The 20,661-nt window shown below is 66.5% G+C and carries 15 protein-coding genes and 1 tRNA gene; 8 read left to right on the top strand and 8 right to left on the bottom strand.

The genetic code is table 11. The features are described from left to right. The first annotated feature begins 4 nt into the window (after positions 1 to 4). From glsA to AADV74_RS03180, 8 genes are all read left to right on the top strand, one after another. Positions 5 to 1,066: a glutaminase A gene (glsA, locus tag AADV74_RS03215; RefSeq protein ID WP_342111751.1), complete on the top strand. Its 1,062-nt coding sequence runs from the start codon at positions 5 to 7 to the stop codon at positions 1,064 to 1,066. Between the two features lie 434 nt (positions 1,067 to 1,500). Beyond that, positions 1,501 to 2,301, top strand: a complete 801-nt coding sequence (locus tag AADV74_RS03210) for a siderophore-interacting protein (RefSeq protein WP_342111749.1) — start codon at positions 1,501 to 1,503, stop codon at positions 2,299 to 2,301. 84 nt (positions 2,302 to 2,385) lie between these two features. After that, on the top strand, positions 2,386 to 2,979 hold the full coding sequence (locus AADV74_RS03205; RefSeq protein WP_342111747.1) for a PadR family transcriptional regulator: 594 nt from the start codon (positions 2,386 to 2,388) through the stop codon (positions 2,977 to 2,979). Next, complete coding sequence (locus AADV74_RS03200; RefSeq protein WP_342111745.1) at positions 2,979 to 4,499, top strand: DHA2 family efflux MFS transporter permease subunit; 1,521 nt, start codon at positions 2,979 to 2,981, stop codon at positions 4,497 to 4,499. Before AADV74_RS03205 ends, AADV74_RS03200 begins: the two co-directional genes overlap by 1 nt. A gap of 959 nt (positions 4,500 to 5,458) precedes the next feature. Continuing rightward, the gene (locus AADV74_RS03195; protein ID WP_342111743.1) at positions 5,459 to 6,445 is read left to right on the top strand and encodes an autotransporter outer membrane beta-barrel domain-containing protein; all 987 of its coding nucleotides are present in this window, start codon (positions 5,459 to 5,461) and stop codon (positions 6,443 to 6,445) included. Between the two features lie 80 nt (positions 6,446 to 6,525). Next, a complete protein-coding gene (locus AADV74_RS03190) occupies positions 6,526 to 7,518 on the top strand; it encodes a hypothetical protein (RefSeq protein ID WP_342111741.1) in 993 nt (330 codons plus the stop codon). A 126-nt stretch (positions 7,519 to 7,644) separates the two neighbouring features. Next, complete coding sequence (locus tag AADV74_RS03185) at positions 7,645 to 9,531, top strand: dynamin family protein (RefSeq protein ID WP_342111740.1); 1,887 nt, start codon at positions 7,645 to 7,647, stop codon at positions 9,529 to 9,531. Next, positions 9,528 to 11,051, top strand: a complete 1,524-nt coding sequence (locus AADV74_RS03180; protein WP_342111738.1) for a dynamin family protein — start codon at positions 9,528 to 9,530, stop codon at positions 11,049 to 11,051. Before AADV74_RS03185 ends, AADV74_RS03180 begins: the two co-directional genes overlap by 4 nt. On the opposite strand, the gene AADV74_RS03175 is transcribed toward AADV74_RS03180, so the two are convergent. The 8 genes from AADV74_RS03175 to gltX all read right to left on the bottom strand — a co-directional run bounded on the left by AADV74_RS03175 (position 10,977) and on the right by gltX (position 20,648). After that, positions 10,977 to 11,606: a hypothetical protein gene (locus AADV74_RS03175; RefSeq protein WP_342111736.1), complete on the bottom strand. Its 630-nt coding sequence runs from the start codon at positions 11,604 to 11,606 to the stop codon at positions 10,977 to 10,979. The two genes, AADV74_RS03180 and AADV74_RS03175, sit on opposite strands and share 75 nt — an antisense overlap. After that, positions 11,590 to 12,492 (bottom strand): IniB N-terminal domain-containing protein, encoded by a 903-nt coding sequence (locus AADV74_RS03170; RefSeq protein WP_342111734.1) that lies wholly within the window; start codon positions 12,490 to 12,492, stop codon positions 11,590 to 11,592. Before AADV74_RS03170 ends, AADV74_RS03175 begins: the two co-directional genes overlap by 17 nt. 118 nt (positions 12,493 to 12,610) lie before the next feature. After that, entirely contained in the window at positions 12,611 to 15,160 is a 2,550-nt protein-coding gene (locus AADV74_RS03165) for a helix-turn-helix transcriptional regulator (protein ID WP_342111732.1), read from the bottom strand. Between the two features lie 13 nt (positions 15,161 to 15,173). Beyond that, entirely contained in the window at positions 15,174 to 16,649 is a 1,476-nt protein-coding gene (locus AADV74_RS03160; protein ID WP_342111730.1) for an Hsp70 family protein, read from the bottom strand. A gap of 84 nt (positions 16,650 to 16,733) precedes the next feature. Next, the gene (locus AADV74_RS03155) at positions 16,734 to 17,348 is read right to left on the bottom strand and encodes a class F sortase (RefSeq protein WP_342111728.1); all 615 of its coding nucleotides are present in this window, start codon (positions 17,346 to 17,348) and stop codon (positions 16,734 to 16,736) included. An 86-nt stretch (positions 17,349 to 17,434) separates the two neighbouring features. Beyond that, positions 17,435 to 18,250 (bottom strand): DUF4397 domain-containing protein, encoded by an 816-nt coding sequence (locus AADV74_RS03150; protein WP_342111726.1) that lies wholly within the window; start codon positions 18,248 to 18,250, stop codon positions 17,435 to 17,437. Positions 18,251 to 18,950: 700 nt separating this feature from the next. Continuing rightward, positions 18,951 to 19,022 (bottom strand) — tRNA-Gln (locus tag AADV74_RS03145). A gap of 108 nt (positions 19,023 to 19,130) precedes the next feature. Next, a complete protein-coding gene (gltX, locus tag AADV74_RS03140) occupies positions 19,131 to 20,648 on the bottom strand; it encodes a glutamate--tRNA ligase (RefSeq protein WP_342111725.1) in 1,518 nt (505 codons plus the stop codon). Positions 20,649 to 20,661: the final 13 nt, after the last annotated feature.

Raw genomic sequence — 20,661 nt, 5'->3', positions numbered from 1 at the left:
CACGATGACGTCCACCGAGCGAAATCCGGGACGAGCGCAGCTCCATGTCAGCGGTCGGGACACCGAGCTTCAGGCAGACCTGCCGCGGGAGGTCTCGACGGGCTCGCTGCCGAACGCGGAGCGCATCGCAACCCTCATGCAGCAGGCGCACGATCAGTTCGCACCGCTCGACGATGGCGCCGTCGCCGACTACATCCCGTCGTTGGGCACCGCTGACCCGGCACTGTTCGGACTCGCCATCGTGGGAGTGAACGGCGACTCCCGCGCCGTCGGCGATGCAGACCACCTCTTCTCGATCCAGTCGATCTCGAAGGCATTCGTCTTCGCCCTGGTCTGCGAGGCGCTCGGCCACGAGCAGGTGTGGCGGGCGATCGGGGTGAACAACACCGGACTGCCGTTCAACTCCGTGATGGCCCTCGAGCTGAACGGCGGTCGTCCCATGAATCCCATGGTCAACGCCGGCGCCCTCGCCACCACGGCTCTCGCACCCGGCGACACTGCCGTCTCACGCTGGGCGTTCATCCGGGACGGCCTCTCGGCCTTCGCCGGTCGCGAGCTGGAGATCGACACCGCGGTGTACGAGTCCGAAGCCGCAGCGAATCACCGCAATCAGGCCATCGCGCGCCTGCTCCAGAGCTACGGCCATCTGCCTGGGGATCCGATCGAGGTCACCGACGTGTACACGATGCAGTGCTCGCTGCTGGTGTCCGCCCGCGACCTCGCGGTCATGGCCGCGACCCTCGCCGACGGCGGGGTGAACCCGGTGACCGGCCGACGCGTCGTCGGCGAGGAGGTGTGCGCGGACACCCTCGCCGTCATGGCGACGACGGGCCTCTACGAGATGTCCGGAGAGTGGCTCTTCGAGGTCGGCATGCCCGGCAAGAGCGGCGTCTCCGGCGGCATCATCACCATCGCCCCGGGCAAGGGCGGGCTGGCGACCTTCTCCCCGCGCCTGGACGCCGCAGGCAACAGCGTGCGGGGCCAGAGCGCCACCCGTTTCCTGTCGAAGGCGCTCGGTCTCAATCTCTTCGCCTCGCGACCGGTGACGGAGGGCCGCCAGGACTGAACTGCCCCCGAAATGGGGTCGGCGATCGGTTGTCCTCATTTATGAGGACACGTAACGTGAGTGCTACGGGCCGCACCCGAACGGTGAACTCACCGCTCGAGGCTCGTGAGCATCGTCGCTCCAGTCAGAGCGATCATCAGTCCTCAGGCTGGAGCTCGAGCGGCTTGGCACCGTGGGTGGTGGCATGCTGCACGGGCGGGGTCACCCGCTCGGTTTCTCCTGGACTATGGACTCGAGAGCGCGCAGCTGCATCACGGCGGTGTTCGGATCCGTTGGTCGGGGGCGACCCGAACTCTCCCGACCACGGACCGCGCCGCCTCCGAGTCGGATGCCGGCACATCGACCCTCTCCGGAGATGATGGTGAGGTGTTCCGCGACGGCCGACTCCCACGCCGCGCTGCACGCACCATCGCCCCAGGACAAGAGAGTCGCGCATGCCGACCACCCGTTTCACCGTGACAGCCACATCGTGGATCACCCCGGCGCTCCGCCGCATCAGCCTGCACACCGACGACCTCTCGGGCTTCGCCGAGAGCATCTTCACCGACCGCTACGTGAAGCTCGTCTTTCCGAAGCCCGGCGTCGAGTACCCCGACCAGATCGACGTGCGCGCGCTCCGCGGAACGATGGCGCCTGAAGACCTGCCCGTCGTGCGCACCTACACGGCACTGCATCCCGATGTCGCATCCGGAACCCTCGACATCGACTTCGTCGTGCACGGCGACGAGGGAACAGCCGGGCCGTGGGCGGCAGCTGCGGAGGTCGGCGACCTGCTGTTGGCCAACGGTCCGGGCGGCGCCTACAGGCCCGACCCCGCAGCCGACTGGCACCTGCTCGTCGGTGACGAGTCGGCGCTGCCCGCCGTGACAGCGGCGCTCGAGGTGCTGCCTCCCGACGCCGTCGTGCACGTCATCATGCTGGTCGAGTCCGCCGAGCACGAGCCGCAGCTGGCTGCGCCCGTCGGAGGCTCGATCACCTTCGTGCATCGCAACGGTGGAACCGGAGACGGACTGCTGACGGATGCCGTCCGCACTGTCGACTGGCGAGACGGTCGGGTGCATGCCTTCGTGCACGGCGAGGCCGAGGAGGTCATGCGCGGCGTGCGCCCCTACCTGCGCGCCGAACGCGGGCTGCAGCGCGACCAGCTCTCGATCTCGGGCTACTGGCGCCGCGGACGCAGCGAGGACGGCTTCAGGCTGTGGAAGTCGGAGTTCGCCAGCGTCGAGGGCGACTGATCGCCCGGGCCATCACCCGGATTGACTTTCCGAATCATCCGAGCGTAATATTCCAGCTGGAATAATCGACACGGAAGATTCATCATGGCTGAGCTCACTCCCCTGGGCATTGCGGCGCTCGCGCTGCTGGCCGAGCGACCCATGCATCCCTACGAGATGTACCAGACCCTCGTGCACCGCCGAGAGGACCGGAACGTCAAGGTGCGGCCGGGCTCGCTCTACCACTCCGTCGATCGGCTCGCCCGCGAGGGACTCGTCGATGCGGTCGGGGTGGATCGCGAGGGCAATCGGCCCGAGCGCACGAGCTACGCCATCACGGATGCCGGACGTCGAGCTCTCGACGACCGCGTCGCCACGATGCTCGCGACACCGGCCGAGGAGTATCCCGAGTTCCGGCACGCCGTCGCCCAGGCCCACAACCTGCCGGTCGACGAGGTGCTCGCCCTCCTGCGGTCCCGCAGCACCAGCCTCAATGACGACCTGAAGGCCCTGGGCCTCGCCAAGGAAGCCATCGAGTCCAAGCAGATCCCCGAGCGGTACTGGTTGGACGCCCACTACCAATCCACCATGCTTCGCGCCGAGCTGGACTGGCTGGACGCGACCATCGAACGCATCGCGAACGGCGAGGTCTCCTGGACCGACGCCATCCCCGAACATCTCATAGAAAAGAACCACTGATGGAGAACATCACCAAGCCGTGGCCGGCCCTCTGGGCGCTCGTCATCGGCTTCTTCATGATCCTGGTCGACTCGACCATCGTGTCGATAGCCAACCCGACCATCCTGCGCGAGCTGCACACGGACATCACCGCTGTGCTGTGGGTGACCAGCGCCTACCTGCTGGCCTACGCCGTGCCGCTGTTGATCACCGGTCGCCTCGGCGACCGCTTCGGCCCGAAACGCATGTACCTCACGGGCCTCGTCATCTTCACTCTCGCGTCGTTGTGGTGCGGCCTGTCCGACACGATCGAGATGCTCATCCTGGCGCGCGTCGTGCAGGGCCTGGGCGCAGCACTCATGACGCCGCAGACCATGGCGGTCATCACCCGCATCTTCGCGCCCGACAAGCGCGGCGCAGCGATGGGGCTCTGGGGTGCCGTCGCCGGCATCGCGACTCTGGTCGGCCCGATCCTCGGCGGCGTGCTCGTCGACTCCCTCGGCTGGGAGTGGATCTTCTTCGTGAACGTGCCCGTCGGCATCGTCGCGTTCGTGCTGGCCTGGCGCCTGGTTCCGAACCTCACCACCCACGCGCACAAGTTCGACTGGCTCGGCGTCGCTCTGAGCGCCATCGGCATGTTCCTCGTGATCTTCGGGATCCAGGAGGGCGAGACCTACGACTGGGGAACCATCGTCGGGCCGATCACCGTGTGGGGCCTGATCATCGTCGGAATCGCGTTCCTGGCCGCCTTCATCATCTGGCAGCGCTTCAACAAGAACGAGCCGCTGCTGCCGCTCGACCTGTTCAAGGACCGGAACTTCGCCCTCTCGAACGCCGCGATCACCGTGGTCGGACTGGCGATCGTGGCCATGCCGCTGCCGCTGGCCTTCTACTACCAGGTCGCTCGTGGCCTCGAGCCGACTCAGGCTGCGCTGATGCTCATTCCGATGGCCGTCGTCTCCGGGGTCATGGCCCCGTTCGTCGGCCGACTCACCGACAGGGTCGACCCCAAGTGGATCGCGTTCAGCGGCTTCACGATCGTCGCGCTTGCACTCGCGTGGTACGCCATCATCATCACTCCCGACATCGAGCTGTGGATCCTGTTGATTCCGGCCGCCTTCCTCGGCCTGGGAATGTCGGGCATCTGGGCACCTCTTGCCTCGACCGCGACGCGCAACCTCCCGCCCCGCCAGGCCGGGGCCGGGTCCGGTGTCTACAACATGACCCGCCAGGTCGGCTCGGTCTTCGGCTCCGCCGCCATCGCGGCCCTGCTGAACGCACGGCTCGCAGCGAACCTCCCCGGCTTCGACACCGGAGCCGCGGAACAGTCGAGTGGTGGAGGCGAGGCGCTTCCCGCCGCTGTGGCCGGGCCATTCACGGATGCCATGGCCCAGTCGCTCTGGTTGCCCGTCATCGCGTTCGGAATCGGCGCACTCGTTGTGCTGTTCTTCGCCAAGCCGAAGCAGACCATCGACTGGAGCAAGCCACGCACGGGTTCCGTCCCGGCGACCGAGACCGCTCCGGCGTCAATCGCGGAATAGCCGCATCTCGCGAGCCTCGCTCGCCGATCGTCGCTGCTGAAAGGCCCTCGGACCCATGTGGATCCGAGGGTCTTTCGTCTTTCCTCCTGCGCAGGTGCGAGCTACTAGTCTCATCGCGCGTCGTCAAGCCACTGGTCAATCTCGAAGCATCTGACGCAAGGTGGACGCATCGACGTTCACGGTGAGGAGGAGAAGATGTCAGAGACCAGGGATCCCGAGAGTGATGACACGTCTCAGGTGGGTGAGTCAGCGGAGCAAGCGCCAGACTCTGCGATGCCGTCTGACGAGACACTCGACGAGCCGAGCACGGAGAGCGAACCCGGCGAGGAACCGCGCGCCGCAGTATCTGATGACTCCGAGCCCGATCATGAGGCCGTGGGCATCGGGGTCATCGACGCACCGCCCTCTTCCTGAGCCGATGCCTCGGGAATATGCACTGCACAATAGAGCGATCTACGGACGCCTGAAATGAAAAACCCCCGGGATGACCGGGGGTTTCAATCTGGGGTACTTGGACTCGAACCCAGAACAACGGTGAGTCGTCTCGACCCTTTCCACCATGACTGAAGGGGCAGAATCCCGCGGATCTCCGCGGTTCTCATGCAGTAAGCGCACCGGCTACGACGGAGTTATACGGGCTCATCAGAGGCCTCTGACGGCATTCATGGTGCATTTGCGGTCAATGCAAGGTCGCGTCGGTAACCGGCTGTGGTCGGCCCCATCCTCCGCATCGAACCTGCGCTGCAGGATAGTCCTCTCGACCGTGATATCGGATGGGCATCTGGAAGTATCGAAGTATTTCTGCAGGGGTTTGCGCGCCTGCCCTACCCTGCGGTACCGGTATAACCCCTACTGCGTGGTGGGGATTCGCGGACTCCTCCCCGATTCCCCCCACGCCTTGCTGCTCCTAGCGTGAAGCCACATCACCTACGGGACAGTCCCGGGATCGGATAAGGCTCATGGACAACATCGAGATCGACGACTTCGACAAGTCGTTCAACAGCGGCGTGTGGGGATCGGGCAACACCGAGACCACGACCACCACGACCAGCCTCGGCCTGGCGGCCGACAACTCGTTCAACACGGACGACTCCACCAACAACAGCGACAACGTCGTCGTTGATGTCGCGGACTCCTTCAACGAGGACTCGAACGACACGACGACGGACATCTCTGACTCCTGGAACGATCACTCGGACAACTCGATGACGGACAATTCCGACAATTCGGAAACGGACAACTCCGACAACTCGACGACCGACAACTCCGACAACTCGACGACCGACAACTCCGACAACTCGGAGACGGACAACTCCGACAACTCGACGAACGACTCGTACAACGATTGGTCGACGGACACGGTGAGCGACTCGTACAACACCTGGACCGACTCGTCGACCGATGACCACTCGACCACCGTCGGAATGCGCTCCTACAACACGGGCATCGGCGACGTGTCGCTCGCCGGCGGTTCCGGCGGTTCCGGCGGTTCCGGCGGCGACGGAGACACGATGATCAACAACCAGAACACGATCATCGATCAGTCCTACAACGCCGCGGGCGGAGACGGCGGCTGGAGCGGCAGCAGCGCTGTCGTCGCGTCGGGCGACGACTCGATCGCAGCGGGCAACGACGTGAACGTGGCGACCAACGTCGACTACTCGACGAACATCTCGTCGGCCGAGGGCGACGTGAACCTGAACAACGACACGACGATCACCACGGTGGACGGCTCCTACAACACCTACGAAGACTCCTCCAGCTGGGAGGACAGCTCGACGCACACCTCAGTGGCCGACTCCTACAACTCGTGGACCGAGACCTACTCGGCGGACGACTCGTTCAACGAGACCGACGACCTCTTCCAGTCCACCGAGGTCTCGGTCGACGTGAATGCGATCGTCGACAGCGGCGACGCGGCCATCGGCGACGCCTTCGCCGGCTGACACCCACCCGGCCGGCGCGACGCGAGCAGCTCGTGTCGGCCGGGTGCCCCATCCACTCAATCTGAAGAAAGCGAGCAATCATGCCCGACTACACCGAGACCAATCTCGACGACTCGTTCAACTCGCGGGTCCGTGACTCCAACAACATGACCACGACCAACACGACCACCAACCTCGGCGTCAACCTGGACCAGGTCGGTAACACCGACTCGTCGACGAACGACAGCGACAACTTCACGGTCGGCCTGGACAACGTCGGCAACACCGATTCTCACGACACCACGAGCGAGGCCAGCGGTTCATTCAACGACTGGTCCGACAACTCAGTGGAAGACAACAGCGACAACTCCCTGGCCGACAACAGCGACAACTCGGTCGAGGACAACAGCGACAACTCCGTGACCGACAACAGCGACAACTCGGTCGAGGACAACAGCGACAACTCACTCAACGGCTCGTACAACGACGGGTCGACGAGCGCTGTCACCGGCTCGCACAACTCCTACCTCGACGATTCCATCGACGACCACTCGGTGGAGGTCGGCACCCGCGACTACAACACGGGCATCGGCAGCCTCGGCCTCGGCGGAGGAGGAGGCGGCGGCGATACCTGGGTGAACAACCAGAACACGATCGTCGACCAGTCGTACAACGCGAGCATCGACGGTGAGGGCGACTACAGCGCGGGCGGCGGCTTCGCCGTCGTCGCGTCAGGCGACGGATCCGTCGCGGCGGGGAACGACGTCGACCTCAGCCAGAGCGTCGACCACTCGACGACGATCTCGGGCGGGGGCGACGTGAACATCGGCAACGAGACGCAGATCGTGACGATCACCGACTCGTACAACGAGACGACCGACGAGTCCTCCTGGACGGACGCCTCGACGCACCTCGACGTCGAAGACTCGTACAACTCGGACACGGCGAGCTGGTCGGCCACGAACTCGTTCAACGACGAGCTGACGTCGCAGACCGACGAGACGTGGAACGTCGACGCTGACGTCATCTGGGGCAGCGGCGACGCCATGATCGCCGACGCCCCGACCGTCGACGACGCGTTCGACGAGTCCTGACCCCATCCGATCGGCGCGCCGCGCCGAACCCCTGAGGCGGTGTCTCCGGAAACCTCCGGAGGCATCGCCTGCCCCATGCGCACGAGCGTCCGCCGACGACCGCCGGACGATGAAGGAGTGTCGACGATGACGAAGGCCGCGCCCGCAGCATCAATGACGTCCGCCCCCGGGGACGACACCTCCTCGACCGCGATGGCCCGCGCCAACCAGCAGTTGGTCCACCTGGTCGAGAAGACCGCCGACCTGTCCGGCGCGCTCGGACGGGCGGATCTGGTCGGGCGGCTCGAGCAGACGCGTGCCCGACTGAACGACCCGTACGTCCGCGTCATCGTCGTCGGACAGTTCAAGCAGGGCAAGAGCAAACTCGTGAATGCTCTCGTGAACGCGCCAGCGTGCCCCGTCGACGACGACATCGCCACGAGCGTCCCCACCTCCGTGTCGTACGCCGAGGAGCCCGCCGCGTACGCCATCATCCGTGACGGGAACAGCCCGACAGGCGGGGTCGAGCGGTTGCCCATCCCCCTCGACTCGCTTGCCGACTTCGTCTCCGAGCGTGGCACGCGCAGCGACGAGCACGACATCGTCGGAGCCGAGGTCGTCCTGCCGCGCGAACTGCTGCGCGGCGGTCTGAGGCTCGTCGATTCGCCGGGCGTCGGCGGTATCGAATCGACGCGATCGGTCAGCACGCTCGCCGCCCTGTCGACGGCACACGCGGTCCTCCTCGTGTCGGATGCCTCGCAGGAGTACACCGAGCCGGAAGTGCAGTTTCTCAAGCACGCGCTGCGCGTGTCTCCGAATGTCGCTGCAGTGTTGTCCAAGACCGACATCTACCCGTCGTGGCGCCAGATCGAGGAGATCGACCGGTCGCACCTCGGCGATATCGGACGGATCCCCATGTTCGCCGTGTCGAGCGATCTGCGGATGCTGGCAGCCCAGGAGCAGGATCGAGCGCTGAACGAGGAGTCCGGGTTTCCCGCGCTCGTCGCTCACCTGCGCCGGGATGTACTCGACAGGGCCGAGATCGTGCATCGCCGCGCAGCTGTCCACGATCTCGCATCCGTCGTCGACCAGCTCGGCATGGCCGTCAAGACCGAACTCAATGCACTGCTCAACCCGCAGGACACGCCGGCGATGATCGCAGACCTCGAATCCGCCAAAGCACGCGCCGACGAGTTCCGCAGCCGATCGTCGCGCTGGCAGGTCACCCTGAGCGATGGCATCGCCGATCTCATCTCCGACACCGAGCACGACCTGCGGGATCGTCTTCGAAAGGTGCAACGCGACGCAGAGGTCGCCATCGACGAAGGCGATCCCGGCCCCATCTGGGATCAGATCGCCGAGTGGCTCGACCAGCGCGTGGCCAACGCCGTGTCCGAGACGTTCGTGTGGACGAACGACCGCTCAAGGTGGCTGTCCGAGCAGGTCGCCGAGGAGTTCTCGCTCGAGGAGTCGACCATCCCGTTCATCGACGTGAGCGACACGGAGGGGGTGCTGGACCCGGTCGAACACGTCCAGGGCATGGACGCGGGCCAGCTCGGAGCGACCGAGAAGATCTACATCGGGCTTCGCGGCTCGTACAGCGGTGTACTGATGGCGGGCCTCGCGATGAGCCTCATCGGTGTGGCCCTGATCAACCCCGTGTCCCTGGTGGTCGGCGTGCTCGTCGGCCGTCGTGCCTATCGAGAGGACAAGACGGCGCGCCTCAGCCGACGTCAGGCGGAGGCCAAGAACCTCACGCGTCGGCACATCGACGACGTCGTCTTCCAGGTCGGCAAACAGCTGAAGGATCGACTGCGGTTCGTTCAGCGCGTCGCGCGCGATCACTTCGGCGGCATCGCCGACCAACTCCACCGCTCCCTGTCCGACTCGGTCCTGGCAGCGAAGCAGGCCGCAGCGACCTTCGAGTCGGATCGCAACGGACGCGTCATCGAACTCCGGCGGCAGCTGGCACACATCGAGTCCCTGCGCGCAGAGATCCCGGCATCCGTTGACGGGTCGGAGGCAGGTCGATGAGCGCGACGCTCGCCGACGTCACCGAACTCCTCGGCGACGCTCGCGAGGTGTACGCCGGCGACAGCGTCGCCGAGGCGACGCTGGACACGTATGCGGGTCGCCTGCGCGAGCCGTTGCGTCTCGCGGTTGCGGGCATGGTCAAGGCCGGCAAGTCAACGGTCCTGAACGCTCTGATCGGCGAGCAGATCGCACCGACTGACGCCGGCGAGTGCACCAGAACGATCACGTGGTATCGCTACGGTCGGTCCGCCACGATCACGGCGCACCTCCACGGCGGCGCCGAGGTGCGTCTCCCGGTCGCCCGATCCGACGGCGCGCTCGTCCTCGACCTCGGATCGCGCACCGCCGACGACGTCGCCTGGCTCGACGTCGTCTGGCCGTCCGAGAGCCTCCGCTCCACCGTGCTCATCGACACTCCCGGCATCGCCTCGATCTCAGAAGACGTGTCAGAGCGGTCGACGCGCTTCCTCACGCCGACGCGCTCCCCTTCCGAGGCCGACGCGATCCTGTACCTGCTCCGCCACATCCACGCATCAGACGTGCGTTTCCTCGAGGGCTTCCGCGACACCGCGGCGGGCGCCTCGCAGACCGTCAACGCCGTCAGCCTCCTCTCCCGGGCAGACGAGATCGGATCCGGCCGCATCGACTCTCTGCTCTCAGCGGCCCGCATCGCCGAGCGCTATCGTCATGACGGCGAGCTGAGATCTCTAGCGCTCGAATGCATCCCGATCGCAGGTCTCCTCGCCGAGGGTGCTCGGACGCTCCGAGAGAGCGAGTTCGCGGCATTCCGTGAACTCGCCGCACTCGATCGGGCCGTCCGGGACCGGATGCTCATCTCGGTGGATCGCTTTACACTCCCCACCGCCGACACGACGGTGAGCGTGGCCGAGCGTCGCAACCTGCTCGCGCGCTTCGGCATTTTCGGTGTGCGGCTGGGTTCCGCGCTCATCCGCGGAGGGGCACGGACGTCGTCCCAGCTGTCCGAGCGCATGATCGCCCAGAGCGGCTTGGTCGACGTGCAGCGTTTCGTCGCCGACCAGTTCCGGTCGCGCGGCCCGGCACTCAAGGCGAGGAGTGTCCTGGTGGGACTGGAGCTGCTGCTGGAAGACCGTCCGACTCGCGAGTCCGGTCGCATCCGTGCCGGCATCGAGCGCGTCACCGCGAACAGCCATGACCTTCGCGAGCTCGCTCTGCTCTCCCAGTTGCGTACGACCGAACTTGTGCTGTCCGAGTCCGACGCCGCAGCCGCCGAGCGGTTGGTGGGCGGAGCCGGGACGTCGGCCCTCGCCCGCCTCAGTCTGCATGAGGAGGCGAACGACGAGACGATTCGCGCACGGATCGACGACGTGCTCGGGCACTGGCGCCGGCTCGGCGAGTCCCCGCTCGCAGACCGCACGACGAGCGACATGTGCCGAGTCGTCGTCCGCAGTATCGAGGGGATCGCCTCAGATCTGGCCGTCGACAGCGGGAGTGACGGGTTCGCCCCGGCGGATGTCGTGCTCGCGAGCCGTCCAGCGTAGGGCTTGGGGAAGCAGGCTGAACAGGAGGCCGAGTGCGGCCAGTCCCAGCTGGATGAGCAGGATCCGTTCGAGCGGGAGACCCCGTTCACCGAACACCACCAGCTCGCGCGCGATCAGGAGCAGGCCCCCCAGGAACAGGACGGAGCCGAACTGCCACCACCTGACGTTCGGGCGCCGGTTCGCAAACGACACCTGCATCGCGATCTGGGCGAGCACGATCACCACCAGCGGCGTGAACACCGACCAGAACACGATGTCGGCCGCAGTGTCGTAGGTCGCATCGGCCCGGGAACCGTCGACGGACCTCACGAGGTCCGCGATAGCGGGTAGCTGCGCCTGGCGGATGATGAACAGGTATGCGATGGCGACGGCGCCGGCCAGCAGGCTCATCACCCACGCGATCTGGCTCAGCCGCACGAAGAACGGCGGCGGCAGCTTCACGAGAACGGGCGCCGCCTCCTTCCCGGTGACGGACGGCCGATCCGGCGCCTTGACGTCCACACGTCGATCCGCTTCCGTGCGCGCGAGCGCCTTGGTCTCAGAAGGTGTCATCATCGGTGATCTCGTCGGCGTTCAGGGAGTCGACGCCGGTGAACGCGTCGTCGTCCTCGATGTCGACCTCGACGTACTGCGCTTCAGCGTCCGATCCGGCGTCGACGGCCTCGGCGGTGGTCTGCTCATCCGAGATGATCGCTTCGTCGGGAGCCACCGGACTGGTGCCGTCCACCGGAGGGTCCTGCGGAGGGGCGTCCACAGGCGCAGGGCCCGCAGCGACGGCTATATCGTTCGCATCGCCGTCGTCAGTGCTTTCGTCGACACCGGCATCGGACGACTCGGTCTGCTCGTTCGAGGAGTCCTCGATCACGACTGTCGTGGAGTCATCGGTCGTCGTCGATGCGTCGGTCTGCTCGTTCTGGGAGTCTTCGATGACCGCCACATCGGTATCGTTGCCGATGTTGACGTCGTCGTCGGCCTCGATGGTCGTCGAGTCGTCCCAGGTCTTGTCGACTGTGGCATCTCCGCCCGCGGCGACGGCGTCGTCTCCGGAGGCGACGTTCGCCTGGTTGTCGAACGTCTGCGTCACGTCGCCGTCGGCCCAGATGTTCTGGTTGACCGACTGATCGACGACGGTGTCCCGGTCGTCGACCCACTGGAAGTGGGACGTGACCTGCCTGATCTCATTCACGACGTCGGAGTCGTGGCGCTCCGATGACCCGCCGTGCGAGCCCGACACCGGCACCGGTACCTGTACGACGTGGGTACGTTCGATGATGGTCGGAGCCACGGCAGCGACATCCGATGGGCCGACGTGCTGGAGACCGCGACCGGCGAGCGCCTGAATGGGGTCGTCCTCGAATTCCCTGGCGGCATCCGGGTCCCGGAGCAGACTGAGGATGAATTCGATCAGGGCGTCTGCGACTGTCGCGAGCGTGAGGCTCATGCTCGGCTCCTCTTCCGTTGTGGTCCTTCGACCGTACGAGCTGGTTCCTGCAACCGCGTCGGGGTATAGCCCGCACGCGCGATGATTCGAGTAGGGGGATAACCCCGGGGTGGGCGGATCATGCGGTGGCCCTCGGGCCCCCGCGGGCGCCCTCGACGTTCTCGGCGTCATCGAGGACGATGCGCAGCTTCGCGATGAGATCCGACCGGTTAGTCGCGTCGAGGCGACGACGGATGCGGGCGATGTGGTGCTCCGCCGTACGCGGTGAGATGAAGATGGCCGCGCCGATCTCCGAGTACGTCTTGCCCTGCACCACCAGCGCCGCGACCTCGAGCTCACGCGGACTGAGGTCCGAAGGCGTGCGGGGGCGCGGCGCGGCCAGCGCGTCGTTCTCCACCGCAGGAGGTCGGAGGTCCTCATGCGGATGCAGACGACGGGCGGCCGCGAGAAGCCTCGCGGTGACGCGCCGGTCGCCGGTGTGTCCCGCCCCATGCCCCGCGAGGCGCGCGCCGTCCCACGCGAGCCCTACGGTGCCGAGTGCCGTCGCTGCGGCCTCGACGGCGTCGACGTCGACAGTGCCCGAGAGCACGCTGGTCCAGACACGCCCCGCCTGCGCCATGGTCGACGCGAGTCGGCTGTGCAACCCGGCGCCGACGAGAGCATGCGCGTGCGGTTTCATGTCCTCCGGCCGTCCGCGGAGGATTGCCTGCTGGATGCCGACCCAATGCGCGTGTGGACCCCAGAGCGGCGGTGAACCCAGCTGTTCGAGCCGCTCGAGCGCCTGCATGAAATGCCCCTCGACGCGCTCAGGCTCGCCCACCCTGGCGGCGGTCACGACGAACTCTCCGAGTGGCAGGATGCTGAACAGGTCGAACGACGCACGCATGAGGCTCTCGCGCGCGCTCCGCCACGCGACAGCCAGCGCGTTGGCATCATGGAAGCGGCGCGCGATCGACAGTGTGAGCGCGTCGTACAGGAGTCTCTCGCGCGGGCTGAGCGTCTGGGCCCTCGGCGTGATCGCTTCCAGCGCCGCCTCGACCTCGTGCGGGCGTTCGAGTTGCAGGGCGACCCACGCTCGCCACAGCACGAGCCGGTCGCGAGCCCATGGGCCGCCGTGGCCTTCCTCGAGCGCGCGATCCAGAACTGTCAGTGCAGCGTCTGGTTCCCCGAGATGGAGTGCAGCGAGCGCTGCAATGACGGCCGGCAGTTCCGGGATCGGAGCGGACGTTCGAGATGCCGAATACATCTCCGCCGCGCGGATGAGGATGCCGAGCGAGGAGTTCGCCGACGTTGTGAGTGTGGCGCGCAGACCGCTCTCGAGGAGGTCCATCGACACGGCGAGCGTGGATGGCATCGTAGTCCCCGGCGCCCGGACCGAGATCGACGGGAGGACTTCCATGTCGGCGACGGCGAATGCGGCCACCGTCGCGCGCACCCGAGACGTCGGAGACGACGGAACGAACGCGCGATACACCGCATCGCTCATGCTCGTCAGACCGCGGGCAGCCCAGATCGCCGCGGCAGTGTCAGCGGCGGCGTCGTGGTCCGGATGCCCGGCGGGAATGTTGACGCCATCGAGGAGGCGACTGGCCGTCTCCACCCCGCCCAACTCCCATTCGGCCTGTGCCTCGCCGATCGCGGCCGTTGCAGCGTCGGCTCCAGCCTCACGAGCACGGTGAAAGAGGTCGCGTGAGCGACGTGGATCCACCCCGCGTAGGGCATCCCCGTGGCGAAGAAGCAGAGTCCCCAGATGCGCATCCTGCACTCCGTCGACGAGGCTGTCCAGGGCGACATCCGCTGCAGCCGGCAGCTTCCCCCCGGCGACCGAGGCCTCGTACAGACCGATGACGCGGTCGATCGATAACGTCGCCCGGACTGCTGACCTGACGATCGGGACGGGTCGCCCTCCCGGCAGCAGGAGCCCCTCGGAGTAGGCCGACAGCACGAGGTCGTCGCGCTCCGCAGGCATCCCATCGTCACCGCCGAGACAGAGGACCTCGACCAGGCGGCGCTCGTCGGGAGCGACGGTGCGCAGCCGGTGAGCGATGACGTCGTGCATCGCCTCGTGGAGGGCGCCGTGATCGGCTTCACCGGCGCAATCCATCGTGTCGTGGATCGCCAGCGACTCCGAGGCGAGCCAGGCGGTGCCGCCGGTCGCGTCGAGCAGTGCGTCGAGGCAGGCATCCGTCACGACATCACCAGCCCGCTCGATGTAGGCACGGAGGTCGGCCCGGCCGACGCTGCCGAGCACGACGGCCGGCTGCGAGCGTTCCAGCTCCGCCGCGAGAGCGCGGAAGGCGTCACTCTGCGGCCACGGACGCGCCGCCACCACAAGGGCTGCGTCCGGGTTCGAGCTGCGCTCCGTCAACGCGGAGAGCTGACCGACGTCGAGCAGGTGTGCGTCATCGACGACGAGCACGTGCTCAGCAGGAACGCCTGCGATCTCCGATCGGGAGCGAGTCGTGCTGATCGTCGCCCCTGCAGCCGCGAGCTGTCGTCTCAGATGACGCAACAGACTCGACTTTCCCGACCCCGCCGGACCGGTGAGCAGAACGCGACGTGGGTTGCGAGCGGAGATCACCGCTTCGACGTGGGCGCGGGCGTGGCCTGTCGCCAGAAGGGGAACTTCAGCCAGGCGAAGTGGGGCGGGGATCGGCGTCGTTGACATCATCGGGTTCCTGTCATCGGGACTGCGGCCGCGAGGCGGACGGGCCGCCATGCGATGGGAAGAGGTCGGTCACTACGCCCGGTGGCGCGGGCGTCAAGAGCGGCACGGCCGACGGAGTCGGCGTGATCGAGGAGTCGGGCGTCGGTGTGCTCGAGGAGGTTCCGCCCGGGTCGGTGTCCGACCCGCGTGACGCGTTGGAAGGAGACAGGACGGCGATGGCGATTCCGCCGATCAGTACGAGCGCTCCGATGCCGACCGCGACTATGGTGGCTGCCCGACCCTCCCAGGATCGACGCGCTTCTGGCCGGGTGAAGGTCGGCGCTGCATCCTCCCCGCTCGACGCATCGTCGTCTGCCCGAGGCTCGAACGGCGCCTGCCGGTGGTCGTCGAGCAACGCAGACGGACGACCGACGCCGGCGATCGCCCTCACTGCTCCCAGCGAGATGGCGGCCTTGGGGTCGGCATCGACCGCCACCGGGCGATCGAAGCGTTCCGACAGCAGTTGCGCAACCCGTGGGATGCGGGATGACCCGCCGGTCAACAGAACTGCGCCGAGATTCCCGGGCACCTCGTTCGCGGACTCCACGAGGTCCGCGACGATCTCGATCGTCCGCTCGATCCCCTCCTCGATCATGCTCTCGAATTCGGCGCGCGTGAGCCTGACCGTCGAGTCCCTGTCCCCCAGAAGAACGGGGATCACGGTCTCGGAGTCGAACGAGAGCGCTTCCTTGGCATCGACCGCTTCGCGGCGGAGCACCGCGAGGCCGACCCGGGCGTCCCCGTCGGTGGTGAGCTCGTCGAAAGACAGACCTGCCGCGTGGACCACGTGGCGGACCACCGCGTCATCGAAGTCCGCTCCCCCGAACGCCTCGAGGCCGACCGGATTCCCGACGATCTCGATCCTGCGATCGCTCTCGATGCGGACGAGCGCAGTGTCGAACGTACCGCCGCCCAGGTCGTAGACGGCCAGGAGCGATTCGGGGTCGAGCGATCGCTCGAAGGCGTAATGGCGGGCGGCCGCCACCGGCTCACTGATGAACCGCACATCGCGCCAACCGGCGCGTGCGAGCGCGTTCTTTACGAGATCCGAACGGTGATCGCCCCAGGACGCGGGGATCGACACGCTGAGTGCGGTCGGCCGTTCTCCCTCGCGTTCAACGACACAGTCGACGATCCACGAGACGAGGAGAGCGAACAACTGCTCGGGGATATACCGTCGGTCGCCCGCCCGGATGGGCGTCGCGTCGCCGATGCGTCGCTTGAATTCACGAATGAGCCGCTCGGGCTGTGCGATGCCACGGCGCTCGGCCGCGTCGCCGAAGAGCAGTTCGCCGTCGCCGACGAAGACCACGCTGGGGACAGTGTTGGAATGTCGGCCGAGCGGGAAGGGCGTCGCGGAGAGGAGTCCGTCGGAACCGATCCGGGCGATCGCCGCGGCGGTCCGGCTCACACCCACATCGACCGCCAAGTACAAAGATGTATCCGTCATTTCGGCTCGTTCCAGCTGAATCGAGGTCGGAATGCCGACCAGTGTGTTCGCAGCACGGAGTCTCCTTCGGGTCGAGGACACCGCTCAGAGAGCCAGAGCGGCGAACACTATGAGGTTGTCGGTGTAGTGCCCGACGGAGCGGTCGAAGACACCGGCGCAGGTGATGAGGCGCAGCTCGGGACGTGGGACGTTCCTGTAGACATCAGCACTCGGAAAGGTCGCCTTCGCGGACTGCATCCGCGTCGTGACGATGAACCTCAGTGACCGGCCGGATTCAGTGTCGACGTAGACCTCGTCACCGGCCTTCAGCTCCGCCAGACGGGAGAACACTGCGATCCCGGTCACGGAATCGACATGGCCGGCGATGACCGCTGGCCCGATCTCACCCGGGACCGGTCCGTCGACATACCAGCCAGCCCTGTTGTAGTCGATCGGTGCTCCGAGCTCGCCGGACGGACCGATGGTCAGGCTCTCGAGTGGAGTGGAAACGCCGAGGCTCGGAATCCGCACGGCGATGGGCTTGCCGGTATGCACCGCTGTCGCCCCTTCCAGAGGATCCTGCAGACTTCCGGCAGCGAAGGCGTTCGCCGTCGGTGTCGGTGTCGACTCGGCCTCCGAATCCTGGACGGGGTTCGCGGGGCTCATGCCGCAAGCAGCGATGAACGCGCACGCGACGATGGCTGCCGTCAGGATGGCCACGATCTGTTGGGGCGCAGAGCCACTTGATACTCGGGTGCCGGGAGATCGACGGCGATCGGAGCGCTGCACGCGACGGATGGCGCGAATCATTCGAAGGCCCCCGTACCTTCGCCCCTTCCGCCGATCGTGGAGAAGAAGTCACGCGGAGCGGTGCCTCCACCTCCGGTCTGCACGCCGCCCAGAGGCGAATCGCCCACGGCTGCAGAATCGACGATCGGCAGGATCGTGAGACCACCGTCGGCGGTGTCGAGCACGAACAGGGTCGACACGCTGCCCGCAGCCACGTCGACGTCCGAAGTGGCGTCCCCCTTCCCGCCCGTGAGCTCGAGGGTCCACGATCCGGCAGGGATCTCGGCGTAGTCGGTCACCGTTCCGGCAGCGGCATCCTTCGCGATGGGCAGCCCGGTCGATGTCTCGACATCCACCGAGTCGGTGATCGTGGATGCCTGGAACAGCCTGACGCGGCCGAGACCTGCGGTTGGCGCGGCCAGATCATCATCGACCGCCTTCACCTCGAGGTCAGTCGACGGCCCGTATGCGACGACCGTCGTCGCACTCGTGGCGGGGACCTCTATCTCAGCCGAGATCACCGGAGCTGTAGCCGCCGATGACTCGGCCGGCACCATGCTGACCGTGTACGTTCCAACCTGGAGTTCGGAGTAGGGCGAGACCTCGCCGTAGCTGACTCCGTTGAGTTCGAGTACCGTGGCGCCGTCCGGGGTCGTAACCTCGACATCGACAGATTTCGTATCTGGAGAGAGATGGCCGAGACGTAGCCAGCCGGTCCCAGCATCAGCCGCGGACGCCGCGACCGGCGCCAAGGCGAAACTCAGGCCCACTATGACGGCGGAGGCGGTCGCGGTGCGGAGGGCACGGCGCATGCTCGAGCGGTTGTGAATCATGTCTCTTCCTCTCACTGTCGCCTCGCTCGCTGGCGCGGCTCAGCCGACGACGCCTGTCGGGAGGCACGCGCAGACGCCGGCTGTTGTGGAAGTGATTCGGAGCAATCCTCACTTCAGATGGGAGACCGCTCCATCTCTCATGTTCTTCTCATGTAAGTGACGGTCATCTGCGCTCATGGCTGATCAGGTGATGGAGGGATATACCACCTCGGCCCGTGACTACGGATGAATTCATAGTGCACGCGACCTGGCGGTCCTGCCCATCCTGCGCATCGAGAGGAACTCATGGGATCTACCGCAGAACACGCATTCCACGTCACCGGGACAGCGAACTGGTAAAGCGCGGGCACTCTGGTTGGCACGCGCTACTACTACAACGTGGTGTCCCAGGCGTCGTGTCAGGTACTGTAGGTGGCCCAGTGCGCGGGACGACCTCCACCTCTTGCGACCCTGGAGACGGCGGCGGACGGTGGAGTCGTACCAATAACGACGGAACAATCATCGGCGTCGATCAGCAATCGATCCGCACCCGGACCGCAAATACCCATACTGATCTACGGCGACTTTCGTAACAAGAGTCCGGTCTCGAAGACGGCCTGATCAACTTCCCGTTGTGGCCACGACTCGAACCAAGAACATTAACCAACCGGGAGATCTAAGACCGAACGAAATCGACCGCTCACCGGGGATTCAACAAGTGCTGGGGTACCTGGACTCGAACCAAGAACAACGGTACCAGAAACCGCCGTGTTGCCAATTACACCATACCCCACCAGCCGCAGGCGAACCCCCGGCCGACATGCAACTCTAACCTACGGCCGGGCGCCCCTCCAAATTGAGGGAGGCTCGCCCGCGAGGCCGAAGTCGCGCTGCTCGACGCCTACGCGCCGAGCTCACCCTGCAGGCGCACGAGACGCGCGAGGGTGTCGTCCTTGCCGAGGATCTGCATCGACTCGAAGAGCGGTGGAGAAACCCTGCGACCCGATACGGCGACGCGCAGCGGCGTGTAGGCGACGCGCGGCTTGAGGCCGAGGCCGTCGATGAGCGCGGCCGATAGCGCCTCCTGGATGACCTCGTGGGTCCATTCCAGCGGCGGAATACGATCGAGCACGTCGACGGATGCAGTCAGCACGGCAGCGGCGTCGGCCGGGAGACCCGACACCACGCCGTCGTCGTAGCCCAGGCCCGCGGCATCCGTGAACAGGAAGCCGAGCATGCCGGGCGCTTCGCCGAGAAGGCCGATGCGCTCCTGCACGAGTGGTGCGGCCTCGGCGAGGATCGCCTCCTGAGCGGGCGTGATCGGCGCCGTCAGAACACCGGCTGCCTCGAGGTACGGGACAGTGCGCGCAGCGAAGTCCTGCACGCCGAGCAGGCGGATGTGGTCGCCGTTGATCGACTCGGCCTTCTTCAGGTCGAAGCGGGCCGGGTTGGGGTTCACGTCGACGACGTCGAACGCGGCCACCATCTCGGCGACGGTGAACACGTCGCGGTCGTGCGACAGCGACCAGCCGAGAAGCGACAGGTAGTTGACGAGACCCTCGGGGATGAAGCCGCGGTCGCGGTGGTGGAACAGGTTCGACTCGGGGTCGCGCTTCGAGAGCTTCTTGTTGCCGTCGCCCATGACGTAGGGCAGGTGGCCGAACTGCGGCACGAAGGTGGTCACCCCGATGTCGATGAGCGCGTGGTACAGCGCGATCTGGCGCGGGGTCGACGAGAGCAGGTCCTCGCCGCGGAGCACGTGCGTGATCTGCATGATGGCGTCGTCGACGGGATTCACCAGCGTGTAGAGCGGAGCACCGTTCGGGCGCACGACGACGAAGTCGACGAACGATCCGGCCGGGAAGGTGATGTCGCCGCGCACCAGGTCGGTGAACGAGAGGTCGGCATCGGGCACCCGAAGGCGGAGCGCCGGCTCGCGGCCCTCGGCACGGAAGGCCGCACGCTGCTCGTCGCTGAGGTCGCGGTCGAAGTTGTCGTAGCCGAGCTGTTTGGGGCGACCGGCAGCCTCGTTGCGGGCGTCGATCTCCTCGGCGTGGGAGAAGCTCTCGTAGACGTGACCCGAGGCCTTGAGGCGCTCGATCACGTCGAGGTAGATGGCGCTGCGCTGCGACTGACGGTACGGCTCGTGCGGTCCGCCGATGCCGATGCCCTCGTCCCAGTCGAGCTTCAGCCAGGTGAGGGCGTCGAGCAGCTGCTCGTAGCTCTCCTCGCTGTCGCGGGCGGCGTCGGTGTCCTCGATGCGGAAGACGAGCTTGCCGCCGGTATGCCGGGCGTAGGCCCAGTTGAAGAGAGCCGTGCGCACCAGGCCGACGTGCGGCGTTCCGGTGGGCGACGGGCAGAAGCGAACGCGAACGTCGCTTCCTGTGGCAGAGGAGAAGGGGTGCGCGGTGTCAGACATCGCCGTCAAGTCT

It is taken from the genome of Leifsonia stereocauli (genome assembly GCF_038432415.1).
Classification (GTDB): domain Bacteria; phylum Actinomycetota; class Actinomycetes; order Actinomycetales; family Microbacteriaceae; genus Orlajensenia; species Orlajensenia stereocauli.
The sequence above is the reverse complement of the archived record's forward strand: the minus strand, read 5'-3'. Positions and strand labels throughout refer to the sequence as shown.